Source organism: Vibrio sp. MOR3, assembly GCF_001557775.1.
Classification (GTDB): Bacteria; Pseudomonadota; Gammaproteobacteria; order Enterobacterales; family Vibrionaceae; genus Vibrio; species Vibrio jasicida.
In genome coordinates this window covers 1-24,647 of sequence record NZ_LNRD01000025.1, presented here as the reverse complement: position 1 = coordinate 24,647, position 24,647 = coordinate 1, and the positions used below count along the sequence as shown (strand labels likewise).

25 protein-coding genes are annotated in these 24,647 nt (G+C 44.7%); 21 read left to right on the top strand and 4 right to left on the bottom strand.

From position 1 onward, the window contains the following. Positions 1–24 precede the first annotated feature (24 nt). The 10 genes from ATB76_RS25820 to rplI all read left to right on the top strand — a co-directional run bounded on the left by ATB76_RS25820 (position 25) and on the right by rplI (position 8,508). Positions 25–1,776: a type IV pilus secretin PilQ family protein gene (locus tag ATB76_RS25820; RefSeq protein WP_038865494.1), complete on the top strand. Its 1,752-nt coding sequence runs from the start codon at positions 25–27 to the stop codon at positions 1,774–1,776. 188 nt (positions 1,777–1,964) lie between these two features. Continuing rightward, entirely contained in the window at positions 1,965–2,483 is a 519-nt protein-coding gene (aroK, locus tag ATB76_RS25815; protein WP_038865492.1) for a shikimate kinase AroK, read from the top strand. 31 nt (positions 2,484–2,514) lie between these two features. After that, entirely contained in the window at positions 2,515–3,615 is a 1,101-nt protein-coding gene (gene aroB, locus ATB76_RS25810) for a 3-dehydroquinate synthase (RefSeq protein WP_038881655.1), read from the top strand. 52 nt (positions 3,616–3,667) lie between these two features. Then, a complete protein-coding gene (locus ATB76_RS25805) occupies positions 3,668–5,167 on the top strand; it encodes an AAA family ATPase (RefSeq protein WP_042602608.1) in 1,500 nt (499 codons plus the stop codon). Between the two features lie 69 nt (positions 5,168–5,236). Next, positions 5,237–6,076: a Dam family site-specific DNA-(adenine-N6)-methyltransferase gene (locus ATB76_RS25800; RefSeq protein ID WP_038865486.1), complete on the top strand. Its 840-nt coding sequence runs from the start codon at positions 5,237–5,239 to the stop codon at positions 6,074–6,076. Between the two features lie 100 nt (positions 6,077–6,176). Next, the gene (rpe, locus tag ATB76_RS25795) at positions 6,177–6,848 is read left to right on the top strand and encodes a ribulose-phosphate 3-epimerase (protein ID WP_038865484.1); all 672 of its coding nucleotides are present in this window, start codon (positions 6,177–6,179) and stop codon (positions 6,846–6,848) included. A gap of 229 nt (positions 6,849–7,077) precedes the next feature. Continuing rightward, positions 7,078–7,467 (top strand): 30S ribosomal protein S6, encoded by a 390-nt coding sequence (gene rpsF, locus ATB76_RS25790; protein ID WP_010443890.1) that lies wholly within the window; start codon positions 7,078–7,080, stop codon positions 7,465–7,467. Positions 7,468–7,475: 8 nt separating this feature from the next. Beyond that, complete coding sequence (gene priB / locus ATB76_RS25785) at positions 7,476–7,778, top strand: primosomal replication protein N (RefSeq protein ID WP_061036329.1); 303 nt, start codon at positions 7,476–7,478, stop codon at positions 7,776–7,778. 16 nt (positions 7,779–7,794) lie between these two features. Further along, positions 7,795–8,022, top strand: coding sequence for a 30S ribosomal protein S18 (gene rpsR / locus ATB76_RS25780; protein WP_000090472.1), 228 nt, complete (start codon positions 7,795–7,797; stop codon positions 8,020–8,022). 33 nt (positions 8,023–8,055) lie between these two features. Beyond that, the gene (rplI, locus tag ATB76_RS25775; RefSeq protein WP_038865482.1) at positions 8,056–8,508 is read left to right on the top strand and encodes a 50S ribosomal protein L9; all 453 of its coding nucleotides are present in this window, start codon (positions 8,056–8,058) and stop codon (positions 8,506–8,508) included. A gap of 82 nt (positions 8,509–8,590) precedes the next feature. Here the strand turns inward: rplI and ATB76_RS25770 are convergent, their stop codons facing one another. Beyond that, positions 8,591–9,355, bottom strand: coding sequence for a DUF481 domain-containing protein (locus tag ATB76_RS25770; protein WP_038865481.1), 765 nt, complete (start codon positions 9,353–9,355; stop codon positions 8,591–8,593). Between the two features lie 322 nt (positions 9,356–9,677). Between ATB76_RS25770 and ATB76_RS25765 the strand changes: the two genes are divergently transcribed. From ATB76_RS25765 to ATB76_RS25755, 3 genes are read left to right on the top strand one after another with little or no spacing between them, the layout of a single operon-like run. Beyond that, positions 9,678–11,078, top strand: a complete 1,401-nt coding sequence (locus ATB76_RS25765; protein WP_038865480.1) for a replicative DNA helicase — start codon at positions 9,678–9,680, stop codon at positions 11,076–11,078. A 4-nt stretch (positions 11,079–11,082) separates the two neighbouring features. After that, on the top strand, positions 11,083–12,168 hold the full coding sequence (gene alr, locus ATB76_RS25760; RefSeq protein ID WP_038865520.1) for an alanine racemase: 1,086 nt from the start codon (positions 11,083–11,085) through the stop codon (positions 12,166–12,168). Positions 12,169–12,171: 3 nt separating this feature from the next. Continuing rightward, positions 12,172–13,368, top strand: a complete 1,197-nt coding sequence (locus tag ATB76_RS25755; protein WP_061036328.1) for a hypothetical protein — start codon at positions 12,172–12,174, stop codon at positions 13,366–13,368. A 51-nt stretch (positions 13,369–13,419) separates the two neighbouring features. Here the strand turns inward: ATB76_RS25755 and ATB76_RS25750 are convergent, their stop codons facing one another. Then, positions 13,420–13,839 (bottom strand): secondary thiamine-phosphate synthase enzyme YjbQ, encoded by a 420-nt coding sequence (locus tag ATB76_RS25750; protein WP_038865477.1) that lies wholly within the window; start codon positions 13,837–13,839, stop codon positions 13,420–13,422. Positions 13,840–14,145: 306 nt separating this feature from the next. Here ATB76_RS25750 and pgi point away from each other — a divergent pair, with 306 nt between their 5' ends. Then, complete coding sequence (gene pgi, locus ATB76_RS25745; protein ID WP_061036327.1) at positions 14,146–15,798, top strand: glucose-6-phosphate isomerase; 1,653 nt, start codon at positions 14,146–14,148, stop codon at positions 15,796–15,798. A gap of 103 nt (positions 15,799–15,901) precedes the next feature. Here the strand turns inward: pgi and ATB76_RS25740 are convergent, their stop codons facing one another. Together ATB76_RS25740 and zur are read right to left on the bottom strand one after the other, a co-directional pair. Next, positions 15,902–16,363 carry a chemotaxis protein CheX gene (locus ATB76_RS25740; protein WP_005381269.1) on the bottom strand — a complete coding sequence of 154 codons (462 nt, stop codon included), beginning with the start codon at positions 16,361–16,363 and terminating at the stop codon, positions 15,902–15,904. A gap of 9 nt (positions 16,364–16,372) precedes the next feature. Beyond that, positions 16,373–16,837, bottom strand: coding sequence for a zinc uptake transcriptional repressor Zur (zur, locus tag ATB76_RS25735; protein WP_038865518.1), 465 nt, complete (start codon positions 16,835–16,837; stop codon positions 16,373–16,375). Between the two features lie 284 nt (positions 16,838–17,121). Between zur and dusA the strand changes: the two genes are divergently transcribed. From dusA to ATB76_RS25700, 7 genes are all read left to right on the top strand, one after another. After that, positions 17,122–18,102, top strand: coding sequence for a tRNA dihydrouridine(20/20a) synthase DusA (dusA, locus tag ATB76_RS25730; protein WP_061036331.1), 981 nt, complete (start codon positions 17,122–17,124; stop codon positions 18,100–18,102). A gap of 163 nt (positions 18,103–18,265) precedes the next feature. After that, positions 18,266–18,481 carry an envelope stress response protein PspG gene (pspG, locus tag ATB76_RS25725; protein WP_005438463.1) on the top strand — a complete coding sequence of 72 codons (216 nt, stop codon included), beginning with the start codon at positions 18,266–18,268 and terminating at the stop codon, positions 18,479–18,481. A 100-nt stretch (positions 18,482–18,581) separates the two neighbouring features. Beyond that, entirely contained in the window at positions 18,582–19,250 is a 669-nt protein-coding gene (locus ATB76_RS25720; RefSeq protein ID WP_038865474.1) for a TIGR04219 family outer membrane beta-barrel protein, read from the top strand. 151 nt (positions 19,251–19,401) lie between these two features. Next, positions 19,402–19,632 (top strand): hypothetical protein, encoded by a 231-nt coding sequence (locus ATB76_RS25715; protein ID WP_038865472.1) that lies wholly within the window; start codon positions 19,402–19,404, stop codon positions 19,630–19,632. Between the two features lie 116 nt (positions 19,633–19,748). Then, entirely contained in the window at positions 19,749–21,620 is a 1,872-nt protein-coding gene (locus ATB76_RS25710; RefSeq protein WP_061036326.1) for an assimilatory sulfite reductase (NADPH) flavoprotein subunit, read from the top strand. Continuing rightward, entirely contained in the window at positions 21,620–23,356 is a 1,737-nt protein-coding gene (gene cysI / locus ATB76_RS25705) for an assimilatory sulfite reductase (NADPH) hemoprotein subunit (RefSeq protein WP_061036325.1), read from the top strand. The genes ATB76_RS25710 and cysI overlap by 1 nt, the downstream gene beginning before the upstream one ends. After that, entirely contained in the window at positions 23,349–24,128 is a 780-nt protein-coding gene (locus ATB76_RS25700) for a phosphoadenylyl-sulfate reductase (protein ID WP_061036324.1), read from the top strand. Before cysI ends, ATB76_RS25700 begins: the two co-directional genes overlap by 8 nt. The last annotated feature ends 519 nt before the right edge of the window (positions 24,129–24,647 follow it).

Sequence of the window (24,647 nt, the reverse complement as noted above, 5' to 3'; positions counted from 1 at the left end):
ATTTATTTTTGATATTGAGTAATGATGAAAATGAGACAAGGATTAACACGTATACCAAGGAAGCTAATAGGGCTCTTCTCTTTTTGGTTGTTTTTATTTTTAGCCCCTTTCGCAGTCGCGAACGAAGTTCAGTCTAATGCCTTCAAAAGCATTGATTTCCGTACCAATAAAGACAAAGACGCGGTGATCGTGGTTGAGCTTGCTTCGCCTGCTGCCATTGTGGACATCAAGCGCGTGCAAGAAGGCTTGAGTATCGATTTGCTCAATACGTCAGTTAAAGATGATCAGCTTTATCTTCTTGATGTAAAAGACTTCTCTACCGTAGTGGAAAGTGTCGAGATATTTCGTGATACCTCGACAACGCGCCTCGTGGCTTATATTGATGAAGACTATACCCATGATTACCGTCTGACAGGGCGATACTTGGAAGTTAAAGTGGGTAAGCTCAAGCCGAACGAAAAGGTGCCAGACAAAAGTATTCTGGAAAAAGAAGGCAAGTTGATTTCGATTAACTTTCAAGACATCCCAGTGCGTAACGTTCTGCAACTTATCGCGGATTATAACCAGTTCAACTTAGTTGTTTCTGACTCAGTAGAAGGCAATCTCACATTGCGTCTTGACGGTGTGCCTTGGCAGCAAGTACTCGATATCATTCTGCAAGTAAAAGGCTTAGACAAACGCGTGGATGGCAACGTTATTCTGGTCGCACCAAAAGATGAGCTGGACTTGCGTGAGAAGCAGCAGTTAGAGAAGCAGAAGCTTGAGCAAGAGATGGGAGATCTTTCTTCGGAGATCATCAAAGTGAACTTTGCGAAAGCCTCTGATATCGCAGAGATGATCAATGGTGAAGGTAATATCAGCATGTTGTCGGACCGCGGCAGTATGACGATTGATGAACGCACCAATTCTCTGCTGATTCGAGAGCTTCCTAGTAACATTGAAGTGATTCGTGAAATCATAGAGTCTCTCGATATTCCAGTGAAACAGGTTCAAATTGAAGCGCGTATCGTTACCATCAATGAAGGTAATATGGACGAGCTGGGTGTTCGTTGGGGCTTTACTTCTATTAATGGTAGTCACACGGTGGGTGGTTCTATCGAAAACAACCTTGCCACTATCGGCCTTTATGATGGCGGAGGTGGTGACGGCGAAGGTGACGACGGTGGTGGTAGTGTCGGTATCGATGACTTCCTTAACGTCAACTTGGCAGCAACCAGTCCAAATGCAACCAGCCTTGCCTTTCAAGTGGCTAAGCTAGGCTCTGACACCTTGTTGGATTTAGAGCTGTCTGCACTGCAACAAGAATCAAAAGCTGAAATCATTTCAAGTCCACGTCTCATTACCACTAACAAAAAACCGGCCTATATAGAGCAAGGTACAGAGATCCCTTATTTAGAGTCGTCATCCAGTGGTGCAACTTCTGTGACCTTTAAAAAAGCCGTGCTTAGTTTGAAGGTGACACCGCAGATTACTCCTGACAACCGTTTGGTGCTGGATTTAAGTGTTACGCAAGATAGACCAGGGCAAGTGGTAAAAACGGGCACTGGTGAGGCGGTAGCGATCGATACTCAACGTATTGGTACTCAAGTGTTAGTGAATAACGGAGAGACCGTCGTACTCGGTGGTATTTTCCAACATAGTATTACCAACTCCGTCGATAAGGTGCCTTTATTAGGTGATTTACCGCTGTTAGGAGCGCTTTTCCGCCGAAGTTACGAAAATGTAGGCAAAAGTGAGTTGTTGATTTTTGTTACACCGAAGGTCGTTATTCAGTAAGACAGAATCAGCAAAAAAACGATTAGATCAAAAATAAAGTTGCATTAGTGGCACCATGCTTGGATAATTTCGGGTCTTATCACGAATTATCTGTGAGGAATTGGTGCCACAAGCCTTGTGAAACAGCACTTTGGCTGTGTTTTCTTGTGGCGATCTTATTGAATTAACGTTGTAAATTACCGCTAAATATGGCTGAGAAACGTAATATTTTTCTTGTTGGCCCAATGGGTGCCGGCAAAAGTACAATTGGTAGACATCTAGCACAGCAGCTGCATATGGAGTTCGTGGACTCTGATACAGTGATCGAAGAACGTACCGGTGCAGATATCTCTTGGGTTTTTGATGTAGAAGGTGAAGAAGGCTTCCGTAAGCGTGAAGAAACGGTGCTTGAAGACTTAACTCAAGAGCAAGGCATCGTGCTAGCGACTGGTGGTGGCTCTGTAATGAGCAAAGAAAACCGCAATCGCCTTTCTGCTCGTGGTGTTGTTGTTTACCTAGAAACAACTATCGAAAAGCAACTTGCACGTACAAACCGTGACAAGAAGCGTCCATTACTTCAAACGGACAATCCTCGTGAAGTGTTGGAATCTTTGGCAGGCGAACGTAACCCACTATACGAAGAAGTAGCGGATTACACAGTTCGTACTGACGATCAGAGTGCAAAAGTGGTAGCCAACCAGATCGTAAAAATGCTAGAAGAGAGATAAGCATTTATCTTTTTCAAATTGGAGCACACCGATGGAACGGATTACGGTCAATCTAGCAGAGCGTAGCTACCCAATCTCTATTGGCGCCGGGTTATTTGAGGACCCGGCGTACCTTTCTCAAGTTCTCTCAAATAAAAACGCAAATCAGAAGGTTGTCGTGATCAGTAATGTCACGGTCGCGCCTCTGTACGCGGACCAAATTCTTAGTCAACTAAAGCAGCTTGGTTGTGATGCCTCTTTGCTTGAATTACCCGATGGTGAGCAATACAAAAGCCTAGAAGTATTTAATCAAGTCATGAACTTCCTGCTAGAGGGAAGCTATGCACGTGACGTTATGATTATTGCACTGGGCGGTGGCGTGATCGGTGATTTAGTTGGTTTTGCTTCCGCTTGTTATCAACGTGGGGTGGATTTTATTCAAATCCCGACCACCTTGTTGTCTCAAGTTGATTCTTCAGTTGGTGGTAAAACTGCGGTTAACCATCCGCTGGGCAAAAACATGATTGGCGCTTTCTACCAACCTAAAGCGGTCATCATTGACACCAATTGCTTATCTACACTGCCAGAGCGTGAGTTCGCCGCTGGTATTGCTGAAGTGATCAAGTACGGCATCATTTATGACGGTGCGTTTTTCGATTGGTTAGAAGAGAATCTCGATCGCCTCTATGCCCTTGAAGAAGAAGCACTGACTTACGCGATTGCACGTTGTTGTGAAATTAAAGCGGAAGTCGTTGCTCAAGACGAAAAAGAATCGGGTATCCGAGCGTTGCTCAACTTGGGTCATACTTATGGTCATGCTATTGAGGCTGAGCTAGGTTACGGCAATTGGTTACATGGTGAAGCCGTTTCTTCTGGCACCGTGATGGCTGCGAAAACGTCACATCTTCGTGGGCTTATCACTCAAGAACAGCTTGATCGCATTATTGCGATTCTGCGTCGTGCGAAATTGCCAGTCCACACTCCAGAAAGCATGACTTTTGATGATTTTATGACGCACATGATGCGTGATAAAAAAGTGCTTTCAGGTCAGCTTCGTTTAGTTTTACCTACTGGGATTGGTAGTGCAGAAGTCATTGCCGATACTCCTCAAGATGTGATCAAACAAGCTATCGACTTCGGTCGCGATATTTAACCTTGTAATGACGTCTTCGGGCGTCATTCTTGTTGTTTATTAAGGTTATTAGATGAGTTTTGCTCACGTTCTGGAATTGGATTCTCAAACCGAGTTATTGGATCGATTAGGATTGTTAACCAACTTTGGCTCTAATCTTATCGCGATTAATGGCCATGCGGGATATGGCAAATCTTGGTTAGCGCAACGATATCTTGAGCTTGGTGCAAGTAACAAAAATCAATGTTTGCTACTTTGTCATGCCAATCAAGATGATGTTCAACGTCGAATGCTCATCTTGAGCCAGATCGTTTCGGATGCTTTATTTAACCAACAAGATACCTTGGTTGACAGTCTTGAAAGAATCTTGGGTAACGAGGCATGCGACATCGCTATTGTTGTCGATGATGCACATCTTCTCAGTGAAACGTTAGTTTCGGAGCTTTGGACGTTAGTACTTGCAGCGCAAGTGAATCCGAAGTGGAAAATAAACATCTTGTTATTCACTCAAGCTGGTCGATTGGAATCATTATTGTCACGTATTAGTTACGGACAAGAGCACAAACCAGTAGAGCTTGATGTAGAAATGCTCTCAGAAGTGGAAGCGCGTCGTTTCTTTGAATCCTTGGTGATTCGGTACGTTGATGATGAATCCGAAAAGCGCGTTCGAGATGCATTTAAAAAAGTCGACCCTGTACCGGGCGACATCATGGCGTTAGGAGAAATGAAAGTGGAAAAAAGGATCATTATCCGCTCAATTGTTGGCTCACCACTAAATATCGCATTGGTGGTGCTGGTTCTATTACTGTTAGCAGCGGGTGGGTACTGGTGGATGTTCAATCAACCAAGTGCTGACGATAAAGCTCAGCTGATCACTGGTAGTATTGAACAAACGGCCATTCCAACCTTAACGACCCCAGAATCAAAAGTCAGTGGTGCAGATTCTGCAACCGCGCAAAATGATACCAATGAGCAAGCGGATCTAACTAAGGCAACGGACGATTCTGATTCACTGCCTCCAGCGGTAACGGATGAAGTGGCAAGTGTTGGCTCTGAAGATAAACAGCAACGCGTTGTGATTGAATCTGACGTCGTGGATGCGCTGTTGGAAGGAAAGCCAGAGGAAGCCAATACAGATGACATCAAACAAGTGGTTGAAGAGTCTGTTCCTCAAGCGAAAACTAGCGCTGCTTCGTCATTGATTAATGTGGTTCAAAAAGAGCAGGTTGCATCAACAGAACCGAGCCCTTCCAGCAAGCCGATCGTAAAATTCTCTTTTGCGCGAAAAGAGCTCAAAGCGATTTCGCCAAGAGCGTATACCTTGCAGCTAGCCGCAATGACGTCAATGGAAGATGTGCAAGCTTTTTTGGATGAACACCAACTTAGCCAACAAGTGAGAATCTACCCAACCGTGCGCAGCGGGACGGAATGGTACATTGTGACCTATAAAGATTATCCGACTATCCAACTTGCACGCGATGCGGTGGAAAGTTTGCCAGAATCACTGAAATCGTTGAGTCCTTGGGCAAAATCTTTAGGTCAGGTGCATCGTGAAATTGATCGCGTGAAATAATCCTGAGCTTCGTTGAAAAATATGTTACATTCCGCAGCCTTAATTTTTGGTCGATAGATAGAGCAGTAGATGAAAAAGCAACGAGCCTTTCTTAAGTGGGCAGGAGGAAAATACGGTCTGGTTGAAGACATCCAACGTCATTTGCCACCTGCTCGAAAGCTAGTTGAACCTTTTGTTGGTGCAGGTTCAGTATTTCTAAATACTGATTATGACCAATATCTATTGGCCGACATCAACCCTGATTTGATCAATCTCTACAACTTACTGAAAGAGCGTCCTGAAGAGTACATCTCAGAAGCGAAACGCTGGTTTGTTGCTGAGAACAATCGTAAAGAAGCGTATTTAAGTATTCGTGCTGAGTTCAACAACACAGACGATGTGATGTATCGATCACTGGCCTTCTTATACATGAACCGTTTTGGTTTTAATGGCCTTTGTCGCTATAACAAAAAAGGCGGCTTCAACGTGCCTTTTGGCTCATACAAGAAGCCGTACTTTCCAGAAGCTGAAATGGAATTCTTTGCTGAAAAAGCGAAGAAAGCCACTTTCGTTTGTGAAGGCTATCCTGAGACATTCAGTCGAGCACGTAAGGGCAGTGTGGTTTACTGTGATCCACCTTATGCCCCACTATCGAACACAGCAAACTTTACCTCTTACGCTGGAAATGGCTTTACGCTTGATGACCAAGCCGCATTGGCGGACATCGCAGAGAGGGCAGCGACTGAACGCGGCATTCCTGTTTTGATTTCTAACCACGATACGACACTCACGCGCCGCTTGTATCATGGTGCTGATCTGAGCGTTGTTAAAGTTAAGCGTACTATTAGCCGTAATGGCAGCGGCCGAAACAAAGTCGATGAGTTACTGGCTCTTTTTAATGCGCCGAACTCGGATACTTCTGCCTCATAATTCTCACACTATTACGTCTAAGTAGTGGATCTCCCCACTGGCTTCGGTAGAATTGCGCGCAACATTATTTGTTGTTTGCTCGCCACTACTGAGGTCAGGTATGAAAGATTTTCTTATTGCTCCATCCATTTTATCGGCTGATTTTGCTCGTCTCGGTGAAGACGTGGAAAAAGTACTCGCAGCGGGTGCGGATGTGGTGCATTTCGATGTAATGGATAACCACTACGTACCAAACCTGACTTTTGGTGCGCCAATCTGTAAAGCACTTCGTGACTATGGCATCACGGCTCCAATCGATGTTCACCTAATGGTGAAACCCGTAGACCGCATCATTCCAGACTTCGCGAAGGCGGGTGCATCGATGATTACCTTCCACGTTGAAGCATCAGAGCACGTTGATCGTACATTGCAGTTGATCAAAGAACATGGCTGTCAAGCTGGTGTAGTACTTAACCCAGCTACACCGCTGTCACACCTTGAATTCATCATGGATAAAGTTGACCTAATTCTTCTAATGTCAGTAAACCCTGGCTTTGGTGGTCAATCATTCATCCCTCATACGCTGGATAAATTGCGCGCTGTACGTAAGATGATTGATGAGTCTGGCCGTGATATTCGCCTTGAAATTGATGGTGGTGTGAAAGTCGATAATATTCGTGAAATTGCGGAAGCTGGCGCGGACATGTTTGTCGCAGGTTCTGCAATTTTCGGTCAGCCAGACTACAAGCAAGTGATCGACCAAATGCGTGAAGAGCTAGCAAAAGCAAAATAAGCATTGAAGTCTTAAGCTTCCAAGGCTGTCACTTTGCTGGCAGCCTTTGTCGTATCTAGGGCTAGAGCGAAGAAAATATCGTCTGAGTGACGCAAATAATCACTTGCCTATTTTGCTTCCTTTCTGTACTATCCGTCTTCCTTAATTCTCGGTCAATTTTCTTTAGTTCCTTGCTTCCTCTGGACGACCGAGCCAATCGTGGAAGCTAATAATCCGTAAGGAGCAACCAATGCGTCATTACGAAATCGTATTCATGGTGCACCCTGATCAAAGCGAGCAAGTTGCTGGCATGATCGAGCGTTACACTGGTTCAATCACTGAAGCTGGCGGTAAAATCCACCGTCTAGAAGACTGGGGCCGTCGTCAACTGGCTTACCCAATCAACAAGCTTCACAAAGCTCACTACGTTCTAATGAACGTTGAAGCTGACCAAGCTGTAATCGATGAGCTAGAAACTGCTTTCCGTTTCAACGATGCAGTTCTACGTAACATGATCATGCGTACTAAAGCGGCTATCACTGAGCAATCTATCATGCTTAAGCAGAAAGAAGAGCGTGCAGAGCGTGCTCCTCGTCGCGAAGAGCGTGCTGAAGCTAAGCCAGAAGCAGCTGCTGAGTAATATTTCTTATGACCAATCGAATGGAGCTGAGTGGCACCATTGCCAAGCCGCCCATTCGTAGTAAAAGCCCTGGTGGCATTGAACACTGTCGATTTTGGCTAGAGCATTGCTCTACCGTTATCGAAGCTAATCTACCTCGACAAGTATATTGTCGAATGCCGGTAGTGGTTAGTGGGCTTGGGTCACAAGCATTAACTCAGAATTTAGTACAAGGCAGTAACATTAAGGTAGGCGGTTTTGTCGCTTATCAGACCGGCCGAAATGGCGTTGGGAAATTAGTGTTACACGCCGACAACATTACTCAAATTTAAGATCAGGAGATAGCCCATGGCTCGTTTCTTCCGTCGTCGTAAATTCTGCCGTTTCACTGCAGAAGGCGTACAAGAGATTGATTACAAAGACGTAGCAACTCTTAAAAACTACATCACTGAAGCTGGTAAAATCGTACCTAGCCGTATCACTGGTACAAGCGCTAAGTACCAGCGTCAACTAGCTCGCGCTATCAAGCGTTCTCGCTACCTAGCTCTACTACCGTACACTGACAAGCATCAGTAATCGGTTCGTTTTATTAAGAAAGAGGATTAAACAATGCAAGTTATTCTACTTGATAAAATCGGTAACCTAGGTGGTCTTGGCGATACAGTAAACGTTAAGTCTGGCTACGCTCGTAACTTCCTTATCCCTCAAGGTAAAGCAGTTATGGCAACTAAAGGCAACGTTGAAATGTTCGAAGCTCGTCGCGCTGAACTAGAAGCTAAAGTTGCTGAGCAACTAACTGCTGCTGAAGCACGTGCTGAGAAAGTTAACGCTCTAGAAGCAGTTGTTATCGCTTCTAAAGCTGGTGACGAAGGTAAACTGTTCGGTTCTATCGGTACTCGTGACATCGCTGACGCTATCACAGCTGCAGGCGTTGAAGTTGCTAAGAGCGAAGTTCGCCTTCCTGAAGGTGCTCTACGTAACACTGGTGAGTTCGAGATCAGCGTTCAACTTCACTCTGAAGTTTTCGCTACTGCGAACGTACAAGTTGTTGCTGCTGAGTAATTCAGTACCAAGACGAAATATTAAAAAGCACCTCTTTTGAGGTGCTTTTTTTATGTCTGATTTTCAGAGAAAAAAGTGAGAATTAGAAGGCGAACAGTAAGTTTACAGAGAATACACTGTCTGCTTTACTGAGCCCCTCTGGCACTTTATCGTGGTATTGACGCGAGTGTGCCAACTTTAAGGCGATATCTTCAGTGATGTCGTTAGTCACGCTGAGATCACTATCGACACGCGTGTTGCTTTTACCACTTACTAAGGTAATGTCGGCAGAAAAACTTAAGTTATCCAAAGCATGCCACGTGGTATTGATATTCCCACGGAAAATGCCTTCTCGAACGATATCAGGAAAGACGATATCGTCATCGTCTATCTCATCAAGGTTTGGTTCTTGATAACGAAAGCCAGGGCCGATCTCCGCCTCTAGCGTGAAATTCTCTGTATAGGCGAACTGGTAACCCAGACCGCCAGAAAGTGTGTAGTCTTTAAAGTAAGCACTGTAGCGCGAATCAACCCCTTTAAAACTGCCGTACAAATAAGTCTTTGAGCCTAACTTGTAGTCACTTTGCGCGGTGTAGGTCGAAGAACGCTTGTCTTCTTCACCATCTTTATAAAGGTTGTAATACTTCCATTCACCGTTTGAACGGTGTCGGCCAGAAGTATATTCAGCACTCAGACGAGCATTCAGGGAACGAGAGTCCGTGTTACCTGTGTGAGCTTGATAGCCGAACTCGACCTCAGTAAGTAGAGGATCGGGCACTTCAATTTCTTGCTCTGGCTGTACTGATTCTTCAGCGAACGATGCTCCCGTGCAAAGTAAGCTAAAGCCAAGTAACCAGTATCGGGACACAAATACCTCGAACGTAATTAAAAAAGGAGGGGCATGATACTGATACAGATATTTTATTGGGTCAATGGTAGGTTAAATTTTATTAGACCTAAACGTAAGAACCAAGGTGTAGGCTCCCTCTCGAACGACTAAACTTAGTGAACTATCTGTTTCACTACGGATAAATCGATTCTAACTAAATCACAAAAGTTAACTGCGATGAAAAGCAGATTGTTAGTCATTCACTTGTTGAATTCTTAACAAGTAATTGTCGCATCGGGGAAGCATCTTGGTTGGGTTTAAGGTTATAATCTTGGGTCATTAGTAGTTATCGAGCAAAGTCATGGCGGAAAACAGAAATCGCAAACCTTCAGACAGTCAGGTAGACGCAATCAAAGTGCCACCTCACTCACTGGAAGCCGAGCAATCAGTGATTGGTGGTCTCTTACTGGACAATGAACGTTGGGACACCGTTGCAGAGCGTGTTGTCAGCAGTGATTTCTATAGCCGTCCACACCGTCTTATTTTCGAAGGCGTGAAAACCACACTAGAAGCGGGTAAGCCTCTCGACTTAATCACACTTTCTGAACATCTTGAGCGTCATGAACAGCTTGAAGATGTGGGTGGCTTTGCTTACCTTGCCGATCTGGCCAAAAACACACCAAGTGCTGCGAATATTAATGCTTATGCCGATATCGTTGCTGAACGCGCGATTGTGCGCGGTTTAATTGGTGTAGCCAATGAGATTGCGGATGCAGGTTACGATCCTCAAGGTCGTAGCTCTGAAGACTTAATTGACCTAGCCGAGAGTAAAGTTTTTGCAATTGCAGAGGCTCGTACCAGTGAGAATGAAGGCCCACAAAACGTGGATAACATTCTTGAAAAAACACTTGAACGTATCGAGATTCTGTACAAAACACCACAAGATGGTGTGACAGGTGTCGATACTGGTTTTACTGATCTCAACAAGAAAACGGCTGGCCTACAAGGCTCTGACTTGGTGATTGTTGCTGCGCGTCCATCGATGGGTAAAACGACCTTTGCGATGAACTTGTGTGAAAATGCCGCGATGCAGCAAGAAAAGCCGGTGCTTATTTTCTCGCTAGAGATGCCAGCAGAACAGTTGATGATGCGTATGCTTGCGTCTCTTTCTCGTGTTGACCAAACCAAGATCCGTACTGGTCAGCTAGACGATGAAGATTGGGCGCGTATTTCTTCTACCATGGGTATCCTGATGCAGAAGAAGAACATGTACATTGATGACAGCTCAGGTCTAACTCCAACAGAAGTTCGCTCGCGAGCACGTCGTATCGCTCGTGAACATGGTGGTCTATCAATGATCATGGTCGACTACCTTCAGTTGATGCGTGTCCCAGCAATGTCGGATAACCGTACTCTTGAGATTGCAGAGATCTCACGTTCACTTAAAGCATTAGCAAAAGAGCTGAACGTGCCAGTTGTCGCACTATCGCAGCTTAACCGTTCCCTAGAGCAACGTTCTGATAAACGCCCAGTTAACTCGGACTTGCGTGAATCAGGCTCTATCGAGCAGGATGCAGACTTGATTATGTTCATCTACCGTGATGAGGTTTATCACCCAGATAGCCCATATAAAGGCACCGCAGAAATTATCTTGGGTAAACAACGTAATGGTCCTATCGGTTCAGTACGCTTGACCTTCCAAGGACAACACTCGCGCTTTGATAATTACGCGGGTCCAGCATTTGATATTGATGATGAGTAATGCAATGAGTTACAAGAAAGCCGCGATGGCATGCATTGACTTGTCTGCGTTGCAATACAACCTGCAACGTGTAAAAGAGCAAGCACCAGACAGCAAAGTGATGGCGGTGGTCAAAGCCAATGGCTACGGCCATGGTCTACGTCATGTCGCGAAGCATGCGACACACGCCGATGCCTTTGGTGTTGCACGAATTGAAGAAGCGCTGCAATTACGCGCTTGTGGTGTGGTAAAACCCATTCTGCTGCTAGAAGGTTTTTACTCACCAGGTGACTTACCTATTTTAGTGACCAACAACATTCAAACGGTTGTGCACTGTGAAGAACAGCTTGTTGCTCTGGAGCAAGCAGAGCTGGAAACCCCTGTGGTCGTTTGGCTTAAAATCGACAGCGGTATGCATCGCTTGGGGGTTCGTCCAGAGCAATACGACGAATTCGTTTCACGCTTAAAAGAGTGTTCAAACGTAGCGAAACCACTCCGTTACATGAGTCATTTCGGTTGTGCAGATGAGCTAGACAGCAACATCACTCCTGAGCAGATTGAACGTTTTATGTCTTTGACTGCTGGTTGTCAGGGAGAGCGCTCTCTTGCAGCTTCAGCTGGTCTACTTGCTTGGCCACAAAGTCAATTGGATTGGGTTCGTCCGGGGATCATCATGTACGGTGTTTCACCATTCAATGATAAAACGGCGCAAGAACTTGGCTATCAACCGGTCATGACACTAAAATCGCACTTGATCGCAGTTCGTGAGGTGAAGAAAGGCGAAAGTGTTGGCTATGGTGGTATGTGGACCAGCGAGCGTGATACCAAAGTAGGGGTCATTGCGGTTGGCTATGGCGATGGTTACCCACGAACTGCCCCGAATGGCACACCCGTTTTGGTCAATGGTCGCAAAGTGCCTATTGCCGGTCGAGTCTCAATGGACATGTTGACTGTTGATCTCGGCCCTGATGCGACAGATAAGGTCAGTGATGAAGCAATACTGTGGGGGAAAGAACTCCCTGCAGAAGAGGTGGCAAGCCACATTGGCACCATTGCTTATGAGTTAGTGACTAAACTGACTTCTCGTGTCGAAATGGAATATTCGAAGTAACCCATGAAGAAAATATTATTTTCAGTGCTGGCATTCTCTGCCAGCCTTTTTTTATCTCCACAGACGCTTGCGAAAGAGAAAGATTCAGCATTTGTTCCTTTCTATTTCAGTACGGATACCATGGGTAGCACCGTCGGTTTAGCCGGGGTTGCGAAAGGTGTCGGTCAGCCTCAAGCGGCTTTATTCGGAATGGGACTTTACTCTGAGAAAGATAGCTATGTCGGTTTTCTTTCTGCCTTCAATTACGCTCTATCTTCAAACCTGTTGTTCAGTACGCAGATGTACCAAGCACGTTTTAACGATAATCCGTACTACTTAGGCAACCAAGGCTCGAATGACTCTTCAACGGAAGAGAAAACCGTGACTAATGGAGACGAAGATAACTATAAGCTTGAATTCAAGTACTTACTGCCTTGGGGGAATGTCCGTGAACATGGGTTACTTGGCGCATTCCAACCAGTTCGAGATGTTAGCTTTGCTTCTCCAATTGACTCGGGAGTGAGCTCCATCATCTTCACGCCTTTTTACTCGTCTCGAGAGTTGGATATCTACAATGATAAAAAGGAAGAAGCGACGGGCTTTACTCTGACCTTTGATTGGGATAACCGAGACAGTGTACGTAACACGACGCGTGGCTCTCATACCTCTTTCGACCTAACCACTGGCGCGGACAGTTTGCAATCAGAGGATCTGTGGTTAAAGTGGGAATTTCAAAACAGCCAATATTATTCATTGGGGCCGTTAGGGGATTGGTTCGATCAACAAGTGCTCGCCTTTGATTTTTTCACTGCAGATACGCCAACGTGGGAGCAATGTGATGGTGCAGTGTGTAGTCGTCCACCAGAACAAGAACAAGTTCGTTTAGGCGGTTTGTATCGTCTACGTGGTTATACAGCTGGTCGTTACCATGGACGCAGCGCGATTCACTACTCTGCTGAGTATCGTGTATTGCCAGATTGGCAACCGCTCGATGATATTCCATTGATTAACTACTACGACTTACCATGGTGGCAGTGGGTAGCTTTTGTCGAAGTGGGTAGAGTTGCAGATGAATACAATCTTAAAACATTACATGAAGACATGAAGTGGAACATCGGTGGTGCAGTGCGCTTCCAAGTCGAGGGTATTGTTGTTCGTGCTGAAATGGCCAAAGGTGCTGATGAAGGCACCTTCCGAGTAATGATCAATCAGCCCTTCTAAATTGAGATAAAACAAAGGCTAACCAGTTGGTTAGCCTTTGTTTTATCTGAACTATTCACCGTTGATGGTTGCGATGACACGACGGCTTCCGCCATAATCGCGGTGCTCACCCAAGTAAATACCCTGCCATGTTCCTAACGCTAATTGACCGTTTTGGATGGGAATTGTCACACTACTGCCAAGTAAAGACGCTTTAATATGGGCTGGCATATCATCATCACCTTCATAAGTGTGTTGGTAGTACGGGGCACGCTCAGGAACAAATTTGTTGAAGTGGGCTTCCATATCCATGCGTACTGTTGGGTCGGCATTTTCATTCAAGGTCAAACTGGCCGAAGTGTGTTGAATAAACAGGTGTAACAAACCTACTGAAAGCGATTGGATTTGTGGTAATTGTTGTTCAATTTCATCAGTGATGAGATGAAAGCCACGGCTACGCGCTTTTAATTGCAGTGTTTTTTGTGCCCACATATGCGTTCCTTTGGAAAAATTCGATTTGGCGTCTATCCTAATCCAATTAGAGCCTATCATGAGTAGATGATATGATTCCCGACATCTTAAATGAATTGTTCAAATTCGAAACAGGGAACGTGACCTAACTCAATGTGAGTGTAAAGGCACTCGGTCATAATTGATGATTGAAAAAAAATTACAAAGCCTTGTTTTGTGGCAATTCGCCCAAACATCTAATTTATATTCTTTTTGCTAAATCGGGGATTCCACAGTTTTCGCTAGACTGTAAGGAATGGAACCTACTGTAACATCGGGATAAAGACCATGTTGAAAAATATCAACCCAACGCAAACACAAGCTTGGAAAGCGCTAACTGCGCATTTCGAATCTGCACAAGATATGGATCTGAAAGAGCTATTTACTCAAGACGCGGCGCGTTTCGACAAATACTCTGCACGCTTCGGCGCAGACATCCTAGTCGATTACTCAAAGAACCTAATCAACGAGGACACTCTGAAGCACCTTTTCGCTCTTGCTAACGAGACTGAGCTTAAGTCAGCAATTGAAGCGATGTTCAGTGGTGAAGCGATCAACAAAACAGAAGATCGCGCTGTTCTTCACACTGCATTGCGTAACCGTTCTAACAAGCCAGTAATGGTTGGCGGCGAAGACGTGATGCCTGCGGTAAACGCAGTTCTTGAGAAAATTAAATCATTCACTGATCGCGTAATTGGCGGTGAGTGGAAAGGTTACACAGGTAAAGCAATCACAGACATCGTAAACATCGGTATCGGTGGTTCTGACCTTGGTCCTTACATGGTGACTGAAGCACTAGCACCATACAAAAACCACCTAAACCTGCACTTCGTTTCTAACGTTGATGGTACTCACATCGTTGAAACTCTGAAGAAAGTCGATCCAGAGACAACACTATTCTTGATCGCGTCTAAGACATTCACGACTCAAGAAACCATGACAAACGCGCACTCTGCTCGTGATTGGTTCCTAGAAACTGCTGGCGATCAAGCACACGTTGCTAAGCACTTCGCAGCGCTTTCTACTAACGCTCCTGCGGTATCTGAATTTGGTATCGACACAGACAACATGTTTGAGTTCTGGGACTGGGTTGGTGGTCGTTACTCACTATGGTCAGCAATCGGTCTTTCAATTGCATTGGCTGTAGGTTACGACAACTTTATCGAGCTTCTAGACGGTGCTCACGAGATGGATAACCACTTCGTGTCGACAGATCTAGAAAGCAACATCCCTGTGATTCTTGCTTTGATCGGTATTTGGTACAACAACTTCCACGGCGCTGAGTCTGAAGCAATCCTACCTTACGACCAGTACATGCACCGTTTCGCGGCGTACTTCCAGCAAGGTAACATGGAATCTAACGGTAAGTACGTTGACCGTGAAGGTAACGCAGTGACTTACCAAACTGGTCCAATCATTTGGGGTGAACCAGGCACAAATGGTCAGCACGCGTTCTACCAGCTGATTCACCAAGGTACTAAACTGATCCCATGTGACTTCATTGCTCCAGCAATCAGCCACAACCCTGCAAGTGATCACCACCAAAAACTGATGTCTAACTTCTTTGCACAAACAGAAGCTTTGGCATTTGGTAAGCCTGCAGAAACAGTGCAAGCAGAATTTGCGAAAGCAGGTAAGAGTGAAGAAGAAATGGCGTCTCTAGTACCGTTCAAAGTATTTGAAGGTAACCGCCCAACGAACTCTATCCTAGTTAAGCAAATCACACCTCGCACGCTAGGTAACCTGATCGCAATGTACGAGCACAAAATCTTCGTTCAAGGCGTTATCTGGAATATCTTCAGCTTCGACCAATGGGGTGTTGAGCTAGGTAAACAACTAGCAAACCAAATCCTACCTGAGCTAGCTGACGGTTCTGAAATCAGTTCACACGACAGCTCTACAAACGGTCTAATCAACGCATTCAAAGCTTTTAAAGCTTAATGTTTGAATAGATAGAAAAAGAAAAGGTCAGCAAGTGCTGACCTTTTTTATTGTCTGAGACAGAAACAAATAGGTTGGCATTTACCAACTTATTTATTCTCTATTATTCGAAGCAAATCTCGATGAAGGCATTTCCCCACTGTGAAGAGAAAGGCATGATGATGATTGAGCCTTCACACTTGTGGCGAATGGTATGGCCTCTACCTGATACCACAACTGGCGTTGCCATATCAAAGTCGAACCCACTTTCCGCTAGAATACGTTTCGCACCACCAGTCACCATGTTAGTGATCTCACCAACCATGTCAGTCACTTCCTCGTTCAGTCCGTTTGGACGTTCTCCAAGCATGTTTTGCATGATTTCTAGTGCTAACGCTTCATCAAAGGTAATCGACATTGAACCACGAGTTTGTGGGCCAACCATACCAATAAGACCAGAAACGTCACCTCGTGCGATCTCATCTTTCTTGATTCGCGGTTTTTGTGGCTTCAGTTCTAGCGAAGCCATAGTTTTTAGAACATTCATTAAAGAAGCTAAAAACGGGTTTACAAATTCAGCGCGCATAACGTTCTTCTATCTTTCTTCTTTCGTCTCCGAGGAACACGCCTGGCATTCGCCATGGGTTTCGATAACTTGATTCGTTAGCTTGAATCCATGTTTCTCGGCGTTATTGGCTAATAAGGATATCAGCGTCTCGTCTTCGAGTTCAACGACATCGCCACATTTATCGCAAATTAACAGTTGGAAAAAATGCTGTTGAGTATTGAACGAACAACAAGTAATAAAACTGTTCGTTGATTCCACTCGATGAATAAAGCCTTGTTCTAGAAGAAAATCTAATGCTCGATAAACAGTCGGTGGCTTAGCCTGAGGCTCACTCTCTTTCAGTTGCTCCAATAGCTCATACGCACTAGAGGCGCGGCGATTAGAACAAATTAGCTCAAAAACGCGTCGGCGCTGCGGCGTCAATCTTACTCCGCGCTCAGCGCAGATTTGTTCAATTTGTTCAAGGATTGTTGGGTCCAAATCTTTCACCATAACTATCGGACGTGCTTTATGATAAACCATTTCTATACGAAGTTCGTTTAGAAATACTGCATTTTACCTACTATCAGACCGAAAATCATGAACTAAAGCAAGTCGATGAAGAGTAGAGTGAGCAACGGATATCACAGAACGAGATACCAATGCCGAAATAGGGTGTTGGGGCGGCGATTCACAGCGCTCGCATCCATTGCACGGTGGGTATACAATACCCGACTTAATTTTTGGGGCGCAACGCCGCGCTCTACCTTGGCAACGTAAAAACGGGTGTTTATATCATGACTCATTCTTGCAGGCTCTCTGTAGCACCAATGTTGGATTGGACGGATCGTCATTGTCGCTACTTCCATCGCTTAATGACCAAAGAAACCCTGCTGTACACCGAAATGGTAACAACAGGTGCGATCATTCATGGAAAAGGAGATTTCCTAGCTTATAACGAAGAAGAGCACCCGTTAGCCCTTCAACTTGGCGGTTCAAACCCAGCTGATTTGGCAACGTGCGCTAAGTTAGCCCAAGAGCGTGGCTATGATGAGATTAACCTAAACGTGGGTTGCCCATCTGATCGTGTTCAAAATGGCCGTTTCGGCGCGTGCTTAATGGCCGAGCCACAGTTGGTCGCTGACTGTATCGCATCGATGAAAGATGTGGTTGATATTCCTGTTACGGTAAAGACGCGTATTGGCATTGACGACCAAGATTCTTATGAGTTTTTAACTGACTTCGTATCGATTGTGTCGGAGAAAGGTGGCTGTGAACAATTTACTATTCATGCGCGTAAAGCATGGTTAAGTGGTTTAAGCCCGAAAGAAAACCGTGAGATTCCACCGTTGGATTACCCACGCGCTTACCAGTTGAAGAAGGATTTCTCTCACCTGACTATCGCTGTGAACGGTGGCGTAAAGTCATTAGAAGAAGCGAAAGAGCATCTACAACATTTAGATGGTGTGATGATTGGTCGTGAAGCTTATCAAAGCCCCTACTTGCTAGCATCTGTTGACCAAGAATTGTTTGGTTCAACCGCACCAGTGAAGAAGCGCAGTGAGATCGTTGAAGAGATGTACCCATATATCGAAGCACAACTTGCAAAGGGTGCTTACATTGGCCATATCACTCGTCATATGTTGGGCTTATTTCAAAGTATGCCTGGTGCTCGTCAATGGCGTCGCCACATCAGTGAGAATGCACACAAGCCAGGTTCTGGTTTAGAGGTGTTGCAAGATGCACTGGCGAAGATTCCAAAAGAATTGAACGTGTAAATTTCACCAGTGGTTGGTGAAAATTACCAACTCACAAATAGAAAAGCCAGAGTGCAGAAATGTCTCTGGCTTTATTTTTACTTATAGATCATGGTTTTATTCTTGTTTTAATAAGTTGGTACAGAACCTGCTCTAGTAAAACTAAAACAAAGGAGAAGTGATTATGTTGGAGCTGATCTTTATTTTAGTATTTGCGGCAACTTTGCTCGTGACTGGTATTACGATGGTGACTGTATTTGCTGCGACTGGCATTGCATTGGTGGTGATGTTCTTATTGGGCATGGTTGGAGCTGTGCTAAAACTATTGCCCTGGTTAATTGTGATAGCACTTGGTATATGGTTTTTCAAAAACTTCGTTGCCCAGCCGCGCTATAAGTAACGGATTGTAGAGATTTAGTTGATAGAGGGCAGTGAGAGTATGATAATATTTCTCACATGCCCCTTAATGTTGAAATCAGCTATCTCGGAGTAAAAATTACATGACATATAAAGCGACCATCGCTTTAACGACACTATCGTTGGCAGCGTCTTATCCTTGTTTTGCAAATGAAGAAGCTTCTTCTTTTACTACCACTGTAGGTGCAGAAGTTTGGGTGGCAGATACTAAAGTTAATGAAGTAAGAAGAGATAGCAATACAACTGGTTCTTTCTATGCTGCGGTTGAGCACGACATAAAATACGTGCCAAATGCTCGCCTTCGTTATTCTAACGTTGATGCAGATTACATGGGTTTCGACAAATTAGATCTCACTCTTTACTACCAAATTCTTGAACATGACTTACTGCATTTCGATGCGGGTCTGACCTTTAGTAATTTGAGTGACACTAAGTATGTGGATGCGGGTACAAATGCCCGTACGGAAGAGTTTGATGAACTTATCTGGGCTTGGTATGGCTACGCAGAAATCACCGTACCTAATACCAACTTCGATGTGATTGGTGAGATGAACTTCGGCGATAGCAAAGGCATCAAGAGCACCGACCTAATGGCTGGTGTTCAGTACCGTATCCCTTTCCAGGAATCTGAATTGACCTTCCGTGGTGGCTACCGTGTGATTGACCTTGAGTCAGAAGAGTTCTTATCGAGCTTAGGTAAAGAGTTCATTTTTGCTGATGGCTTCTTTGTTGGTGCTCAATACTCTTTCTAAACATAATTAACTTATTCCTTTAAAACGTCGCCTTATAAGCGGCGTTTTTTTATATCACTTCATTATATTCAATCGAATTAATCGCCCAAGTTTTCAGACTTCGACCATGCTTATTTAGGAGCAATGTATAAAAGTTGGAGCAAGGATTGCGATGACAATAAATGAATTGAGACATCTATTTCGTGATAACCAGCTGGTAGAAGCCATTATCGAACCTTCAATACAAGAAGGAGGTTGGGTTGTTGAGTTTAGGCATGCCCGTGGTGGTTTTGTCTGTCTTACCGATACTCATGGGGAAGAATGTCTCTATGATGACCTCGATACGGCCTCTAAATCGGCCATGGCAGTCGGCTTTCAACAAGTTCGGATTGAAGATCGTTGACCCTAACTTTGATTTTCTTACTTCCAAAAAGTTATAAAACATTCACATCTATTCTTTCTTGTTATTAGGGAGAGTGGTTAATCTATCGTCACGCAATGAATAGGGATGTCGTGACAATGTCTTTTCAAAAGAATGAGTCTTACAAGAATGTGTCGGAAGAAAATAATGGGCAAGGTGGAAAACCACCAATCGCAAGCCCTCTGAATGACCAGCAATTTAGTTCACTCCAGCAAACTGTCTCTGAGTTATCTTCACAACAACTCGCTTGGGTCAGTGGTTATTTTTGGGGTTTAGCGCAAAACCAACCAAGTTCAGCAGCTGCAGGCCCAATAGCACAGGCTGCTGCTTCTGTCGCTGCAAAACCAGCAGGCAAGCTAAGCATCATTTTTGCTTCTCAAACCGGCAATGCGAAAGGTGTTGCTGAAGCACTAGAGCAAGAAGCCAAAGCAGAAGGCATTGTTGTAGAGCTATTTGATGCTAGTGATTACAAAGGCAAAAATCTTGCTAAAGAGACGCATGTAATCATCGTTGCGTCCACTAATGGAGAGGGTGAAGCGCCAGATAATGCCATTGAGCTGCATGAATTCCTTCAATCAAAGAAAGCGCCTAAGCTACCAAACCTGCAATATGCGGTGATCGCTCTTGGTGATTCTAGCTACGAATTTTTCTGCCAAACGGGTAAAGACTTCGATACTTACTTATCTAAGCTAGGTGCAACTGCCTTCATCGATCGCATTGATTGTGATGTGGATTACGAAGCGCCGGCCGCAGAGTGGCGTAAACAAGCGCTTGAGCAAGTAAAAGAAGCGCTTTCTTCTGGTAACGAAGCGGAAGTGGTTCAACTTCCTGTTGGTCAAGCCGCTCCTGGTCACTCTGCTTATAACAAGCAAAACCCATATACCGCAACGTTACTGACTAGCCAGAAAATCACGGGTCGTGATTCGGGCAAAGATGTTCGCCACGTAGAGATTGACCTCGAAGACTCAGGTTTAACTTATCAAGCCGGCGATGCTTTAGGTGTGTGGTTCGATAATAGTTCAGAATTAGCCAATGCCATCTTAGCTAAGGCTGGTCTATCCGGTGTAGAAAGTGTAGAAGTGGATGGTGAAAGCCTTTCTATTCATAGTGCATTGGTTAGCAAATATGAAATCACCGCATCAAACCCTCAGTTTGTCACCAAATTTGCAGAGCTATCTGGTAGTAAGAAACTACAAAAGCTAGTGGAAGATAAAGACAAACTTCGTGAGTACGCAGCAAACACTCAAGTCGTAGATGTGCTTGCGGAGAAGAAGACCAAGCTAAGTGCAGAAGAGTTGGTTGGTTTACTTCGTCGATTGACACCTCGTCTATATTCTATCGCTTCAAGCCAAACCGAAGTTGATGAAGAGGTTCACCTAACCGTAGGATTAGTTGAATACGATAAAGGTGATGAGAAGCGCTATGGCGGAGCATCAGGTTTCCTCGCTCAACGTCTGGAAGAAGGTGGTGAAGTGAAAGTGTTTGTTGAGCACAACAATAACTTCAAACTGCCACAAGATGACAACACAGCAATCATCATGGTTGGCCCTGGTACCGGTATTGCGCCTTTCCGTAGTTTTATTCAAGAGCGTGATAACCGTGACGCGGAAGGCAAGAACTGGTTGTTTTTTGGTGACCGTACCTTTACTCAAGATTTCCTTTACCAAGTTGAATGGCAGAAGTACCTCAAGTCAGGTTTGCTGACTCGCCTTGATGTTGCGTTTAGTCGCGACCAAGCAGAGAAGGTTTATGTTCAACATCGCATCCTAGAAAACGCTGAACAAGTGTGGCAATGGATTCAAGATGGTGCCTACATCTATGTATGTGGTGATGCCACTCGTATGGCAAAAGATGTTCACGATGCGCTGGTATTTGTAGCTGAGCAACAAGGCAAGCTATCTCGTGAAGAAGCAGAAGCATTTATCAACGATCTACGTAAAGCGAAACGTTACCAAAGGGATGTGTACTAATGAGCGCGAATGAACAATCAAACAGCCAAGAAGTATTAGGTGAGGTACTTGGTCCACTCTCGGATAACGAGCGCCTTAAAAGAGAAAGTAACTTACTACGTGGAACGATTGAACAAGATCTACAAGACCGCATTACCGGTGGTTTTACTGCAGATAACTTCCAGTTGATTCGTTTCCACGGAATGTACCAGCAAGATGATCGCGATATCCGTAATGAGCGTGCTAAGCAAAAGTTGGAGCCGTTGCACAATGTCATGCTTCGTGCACGTATGCCGGGCGGCATCATTACGCCAAAGCAATGGCTAGCGATCGACAAGTTTGCAACTGAGCACTCTTTATATGGAAGTATTCGTCTTACGACTCGTCAAACGTTTCAGTTCCACGGCGTGCTAAAACCAAATATCAAGTTGATGCACCAAACGCTCAACAGCATTGGTATTGATTCGATTGCCACCGCGGGTGATGTTAACCGTAACGTGTTGTGTACCACTAATCCAGTGGAGTCGGAGCTACACCAAGAGGCTTACGAGTGGGCGAAGAAGATCAGTGAACATCTATTACCGAAGACACGCGCTTACGCAGAGATTTGGTTAGACGGTGAAAAAGTAGAAAGCACGGAAGAAGACGAACCGATTCTAGGTAAGAACTATCTACCACGTAAGTTTAAAACCACAGTGGTTATCCCACCGCAAAATGACGTAGACGTACACGCTAACGATCTTAACTTCGTAGCGATTGCAGATAACGGCAAGCTGGTTGGTTTTAACGTGCTCGTTGGTGGTGGTCTCGCGATGACGCATGGCGATACATCAACTTATCCACGCAGAGCGGATGACTTTGGTTTTATCCCATTAGAGAAAACGCTTGATGTTGCGGCTGCTGTAGTAACGACGCAACGTGATTGGGGTAACCGTTCGAACCGTAAGAATGCAAAAACGAAGTACACATTAGATCGTGTCGGAAGTGATGTCTTTAAAGCAGAAGTAGAAAAGCGTACTGGTGTTAAGTTTGAGCAAAGTCGCCCTTATGAATTCACAGAACGTGGTGACCGTATTGGTTGGGTTGAAGGGATTGATGGTAAGCATCACCTAGCACTCTTCATCGAAAACGGTCGTCTGTTGGATTTCCCGGGTAAACCACTTAAGACAGGTGTTGCTGAAATTGCCAAAATCCACAAAGGCGATTTCCGCATGACGGCAAACCAAAATTTGATTGTTGCTGGTGTACCAAAAAGCCAAAAATCGAAGATCGAGAAGATTGCTCGTGAACATGGCTTAATGAATGATGGTGTGAGTGAGCAGCGTAAGAACTCGATGGCGTGTGTCGCATTTCCTACTTGTCCGCTCGCGATGGCTGAGGCTGAACGATATCTTCCTCAGTTTGTTACTGATGTTGAAGATATTCTAGAAAAGCATGGTCTATCGGAAGAAGACAATATCATTCTTCGTGTAACAGGGTGTCCAAATGGCTGTGGCCGAGCAATGTTGGCAGAAATCGGCTTAGTTGGTAAAGCTCCGGGTCGATACAACTTATACCTAGGTGGTAACCGCGGCGGTACTCGAGTACCGAAGATGTATAAAGAGAACATTACGGATAAGCAAATCTTAGAAGAGATTGATCAGCTGGTGGCTCGTTGGGCTGCCGAACGTGAAGAAGGCGAAGCATTTGGCGATTTCACGATTCGAGCTGGCATTATCCAAGAAGTGTTTATATCAAAGAGGGATTTCCATGCTTGATTCTGTAGCGTCCAACACGGAGCTAGCAGAGTTACTGACATTAACTAAGACGGAGCAAATCCTCCGTCTTGCTCAAATCAATGTCGAGCTCGAACAGCTTTCGGCACAAGAGAGAGTAAAGTGGGCATTGGAGAATTTGGAAGGGGAGTTCGCAGTCTCATCCAGTTTCGGTATCCAAGCAGCAGTGATGCTCCATCTTGTGACACAACAAAAGCCGGACATTCCAATCATCCTAACGGACACTGGATATCTATTTGCGGAGACTTATCAATTTATTGACCAGTTGAAAGCGCAACTGAGCCTCAACCTTAAAGTATACCGAGCAAAAGAAAGCGCCCATTGGCAAGAAGCACGTTACGGAAAACTTTGGGAACAAGGTATAGAGGGAATTGAAAAGTACAACAAGATAAACAAAGTAGAACCAATGCGACGGGCTCTGCGTGAGCAAAATGTCGGTACTTGGTTTTCAGGATTGCGTCGAGAGCAAAGCCAATCTCGTGCAGGTCTACCAATCTTGTCGATTCAAAATGGTGTATTTAAATTCTTACCAGTGATCGACTGGACGAATAAAGATGTGCATTACTACCTAAAAGAACATGGTTTAAGTTATCACCCTTTATGGGACCAAGGATATCTTTCGGTAGGTGATACTCATACAACAAGGAAGTGGGAACCAGGCATGTCAGAAGAAGAAACCCGCTTCTTCGGTTTAAAACGAGAGTGTGGTCTTCATGAAGATGAGGGCGCAGAACAAGATGGTTCTGGCATCTAGTCATTTAGACGCCGAAACACACGTATCGGCAAAATAAAGAAAGCTGCTGTAAAGCAGCTTTCTTTATTTACAGTAAGTAAAAATGGGCAAAAAAGGATAACTCTGTGGATAAGTTGTTTAACTCTTTGGGGTAAAGTTGGATAAATAAGCCTTTGAATGAAAAGTCGACGTTTAACCATTATTTTTGCAATTTTTGCAAAATAACACTTGCCAACGTGAGCGCGATCTCTATAATGCCACCTCATCGACAGGGCAAGCGCTCACAAGGGTTCAAGCAACGTCGATAAGGTCAGAAAGAAAAGCGAAATAATTTGAAAAAGTGTTTGACACTCTCAATTATCTCGCTAGAATGGCCGCCTCTTCCGAAGTGATGTGAGTCACAAAGAAGAATCGCTCTTTAAAAATATAGACCTATCAATCTGTGTGGGCACTCGTTGATGATAATCCAATTAGAAATTTCTCTTAATAAAGAGCGGTTTCAAATTAGGTTTCAATGAACTGAGTGACCAATCAAGTCTT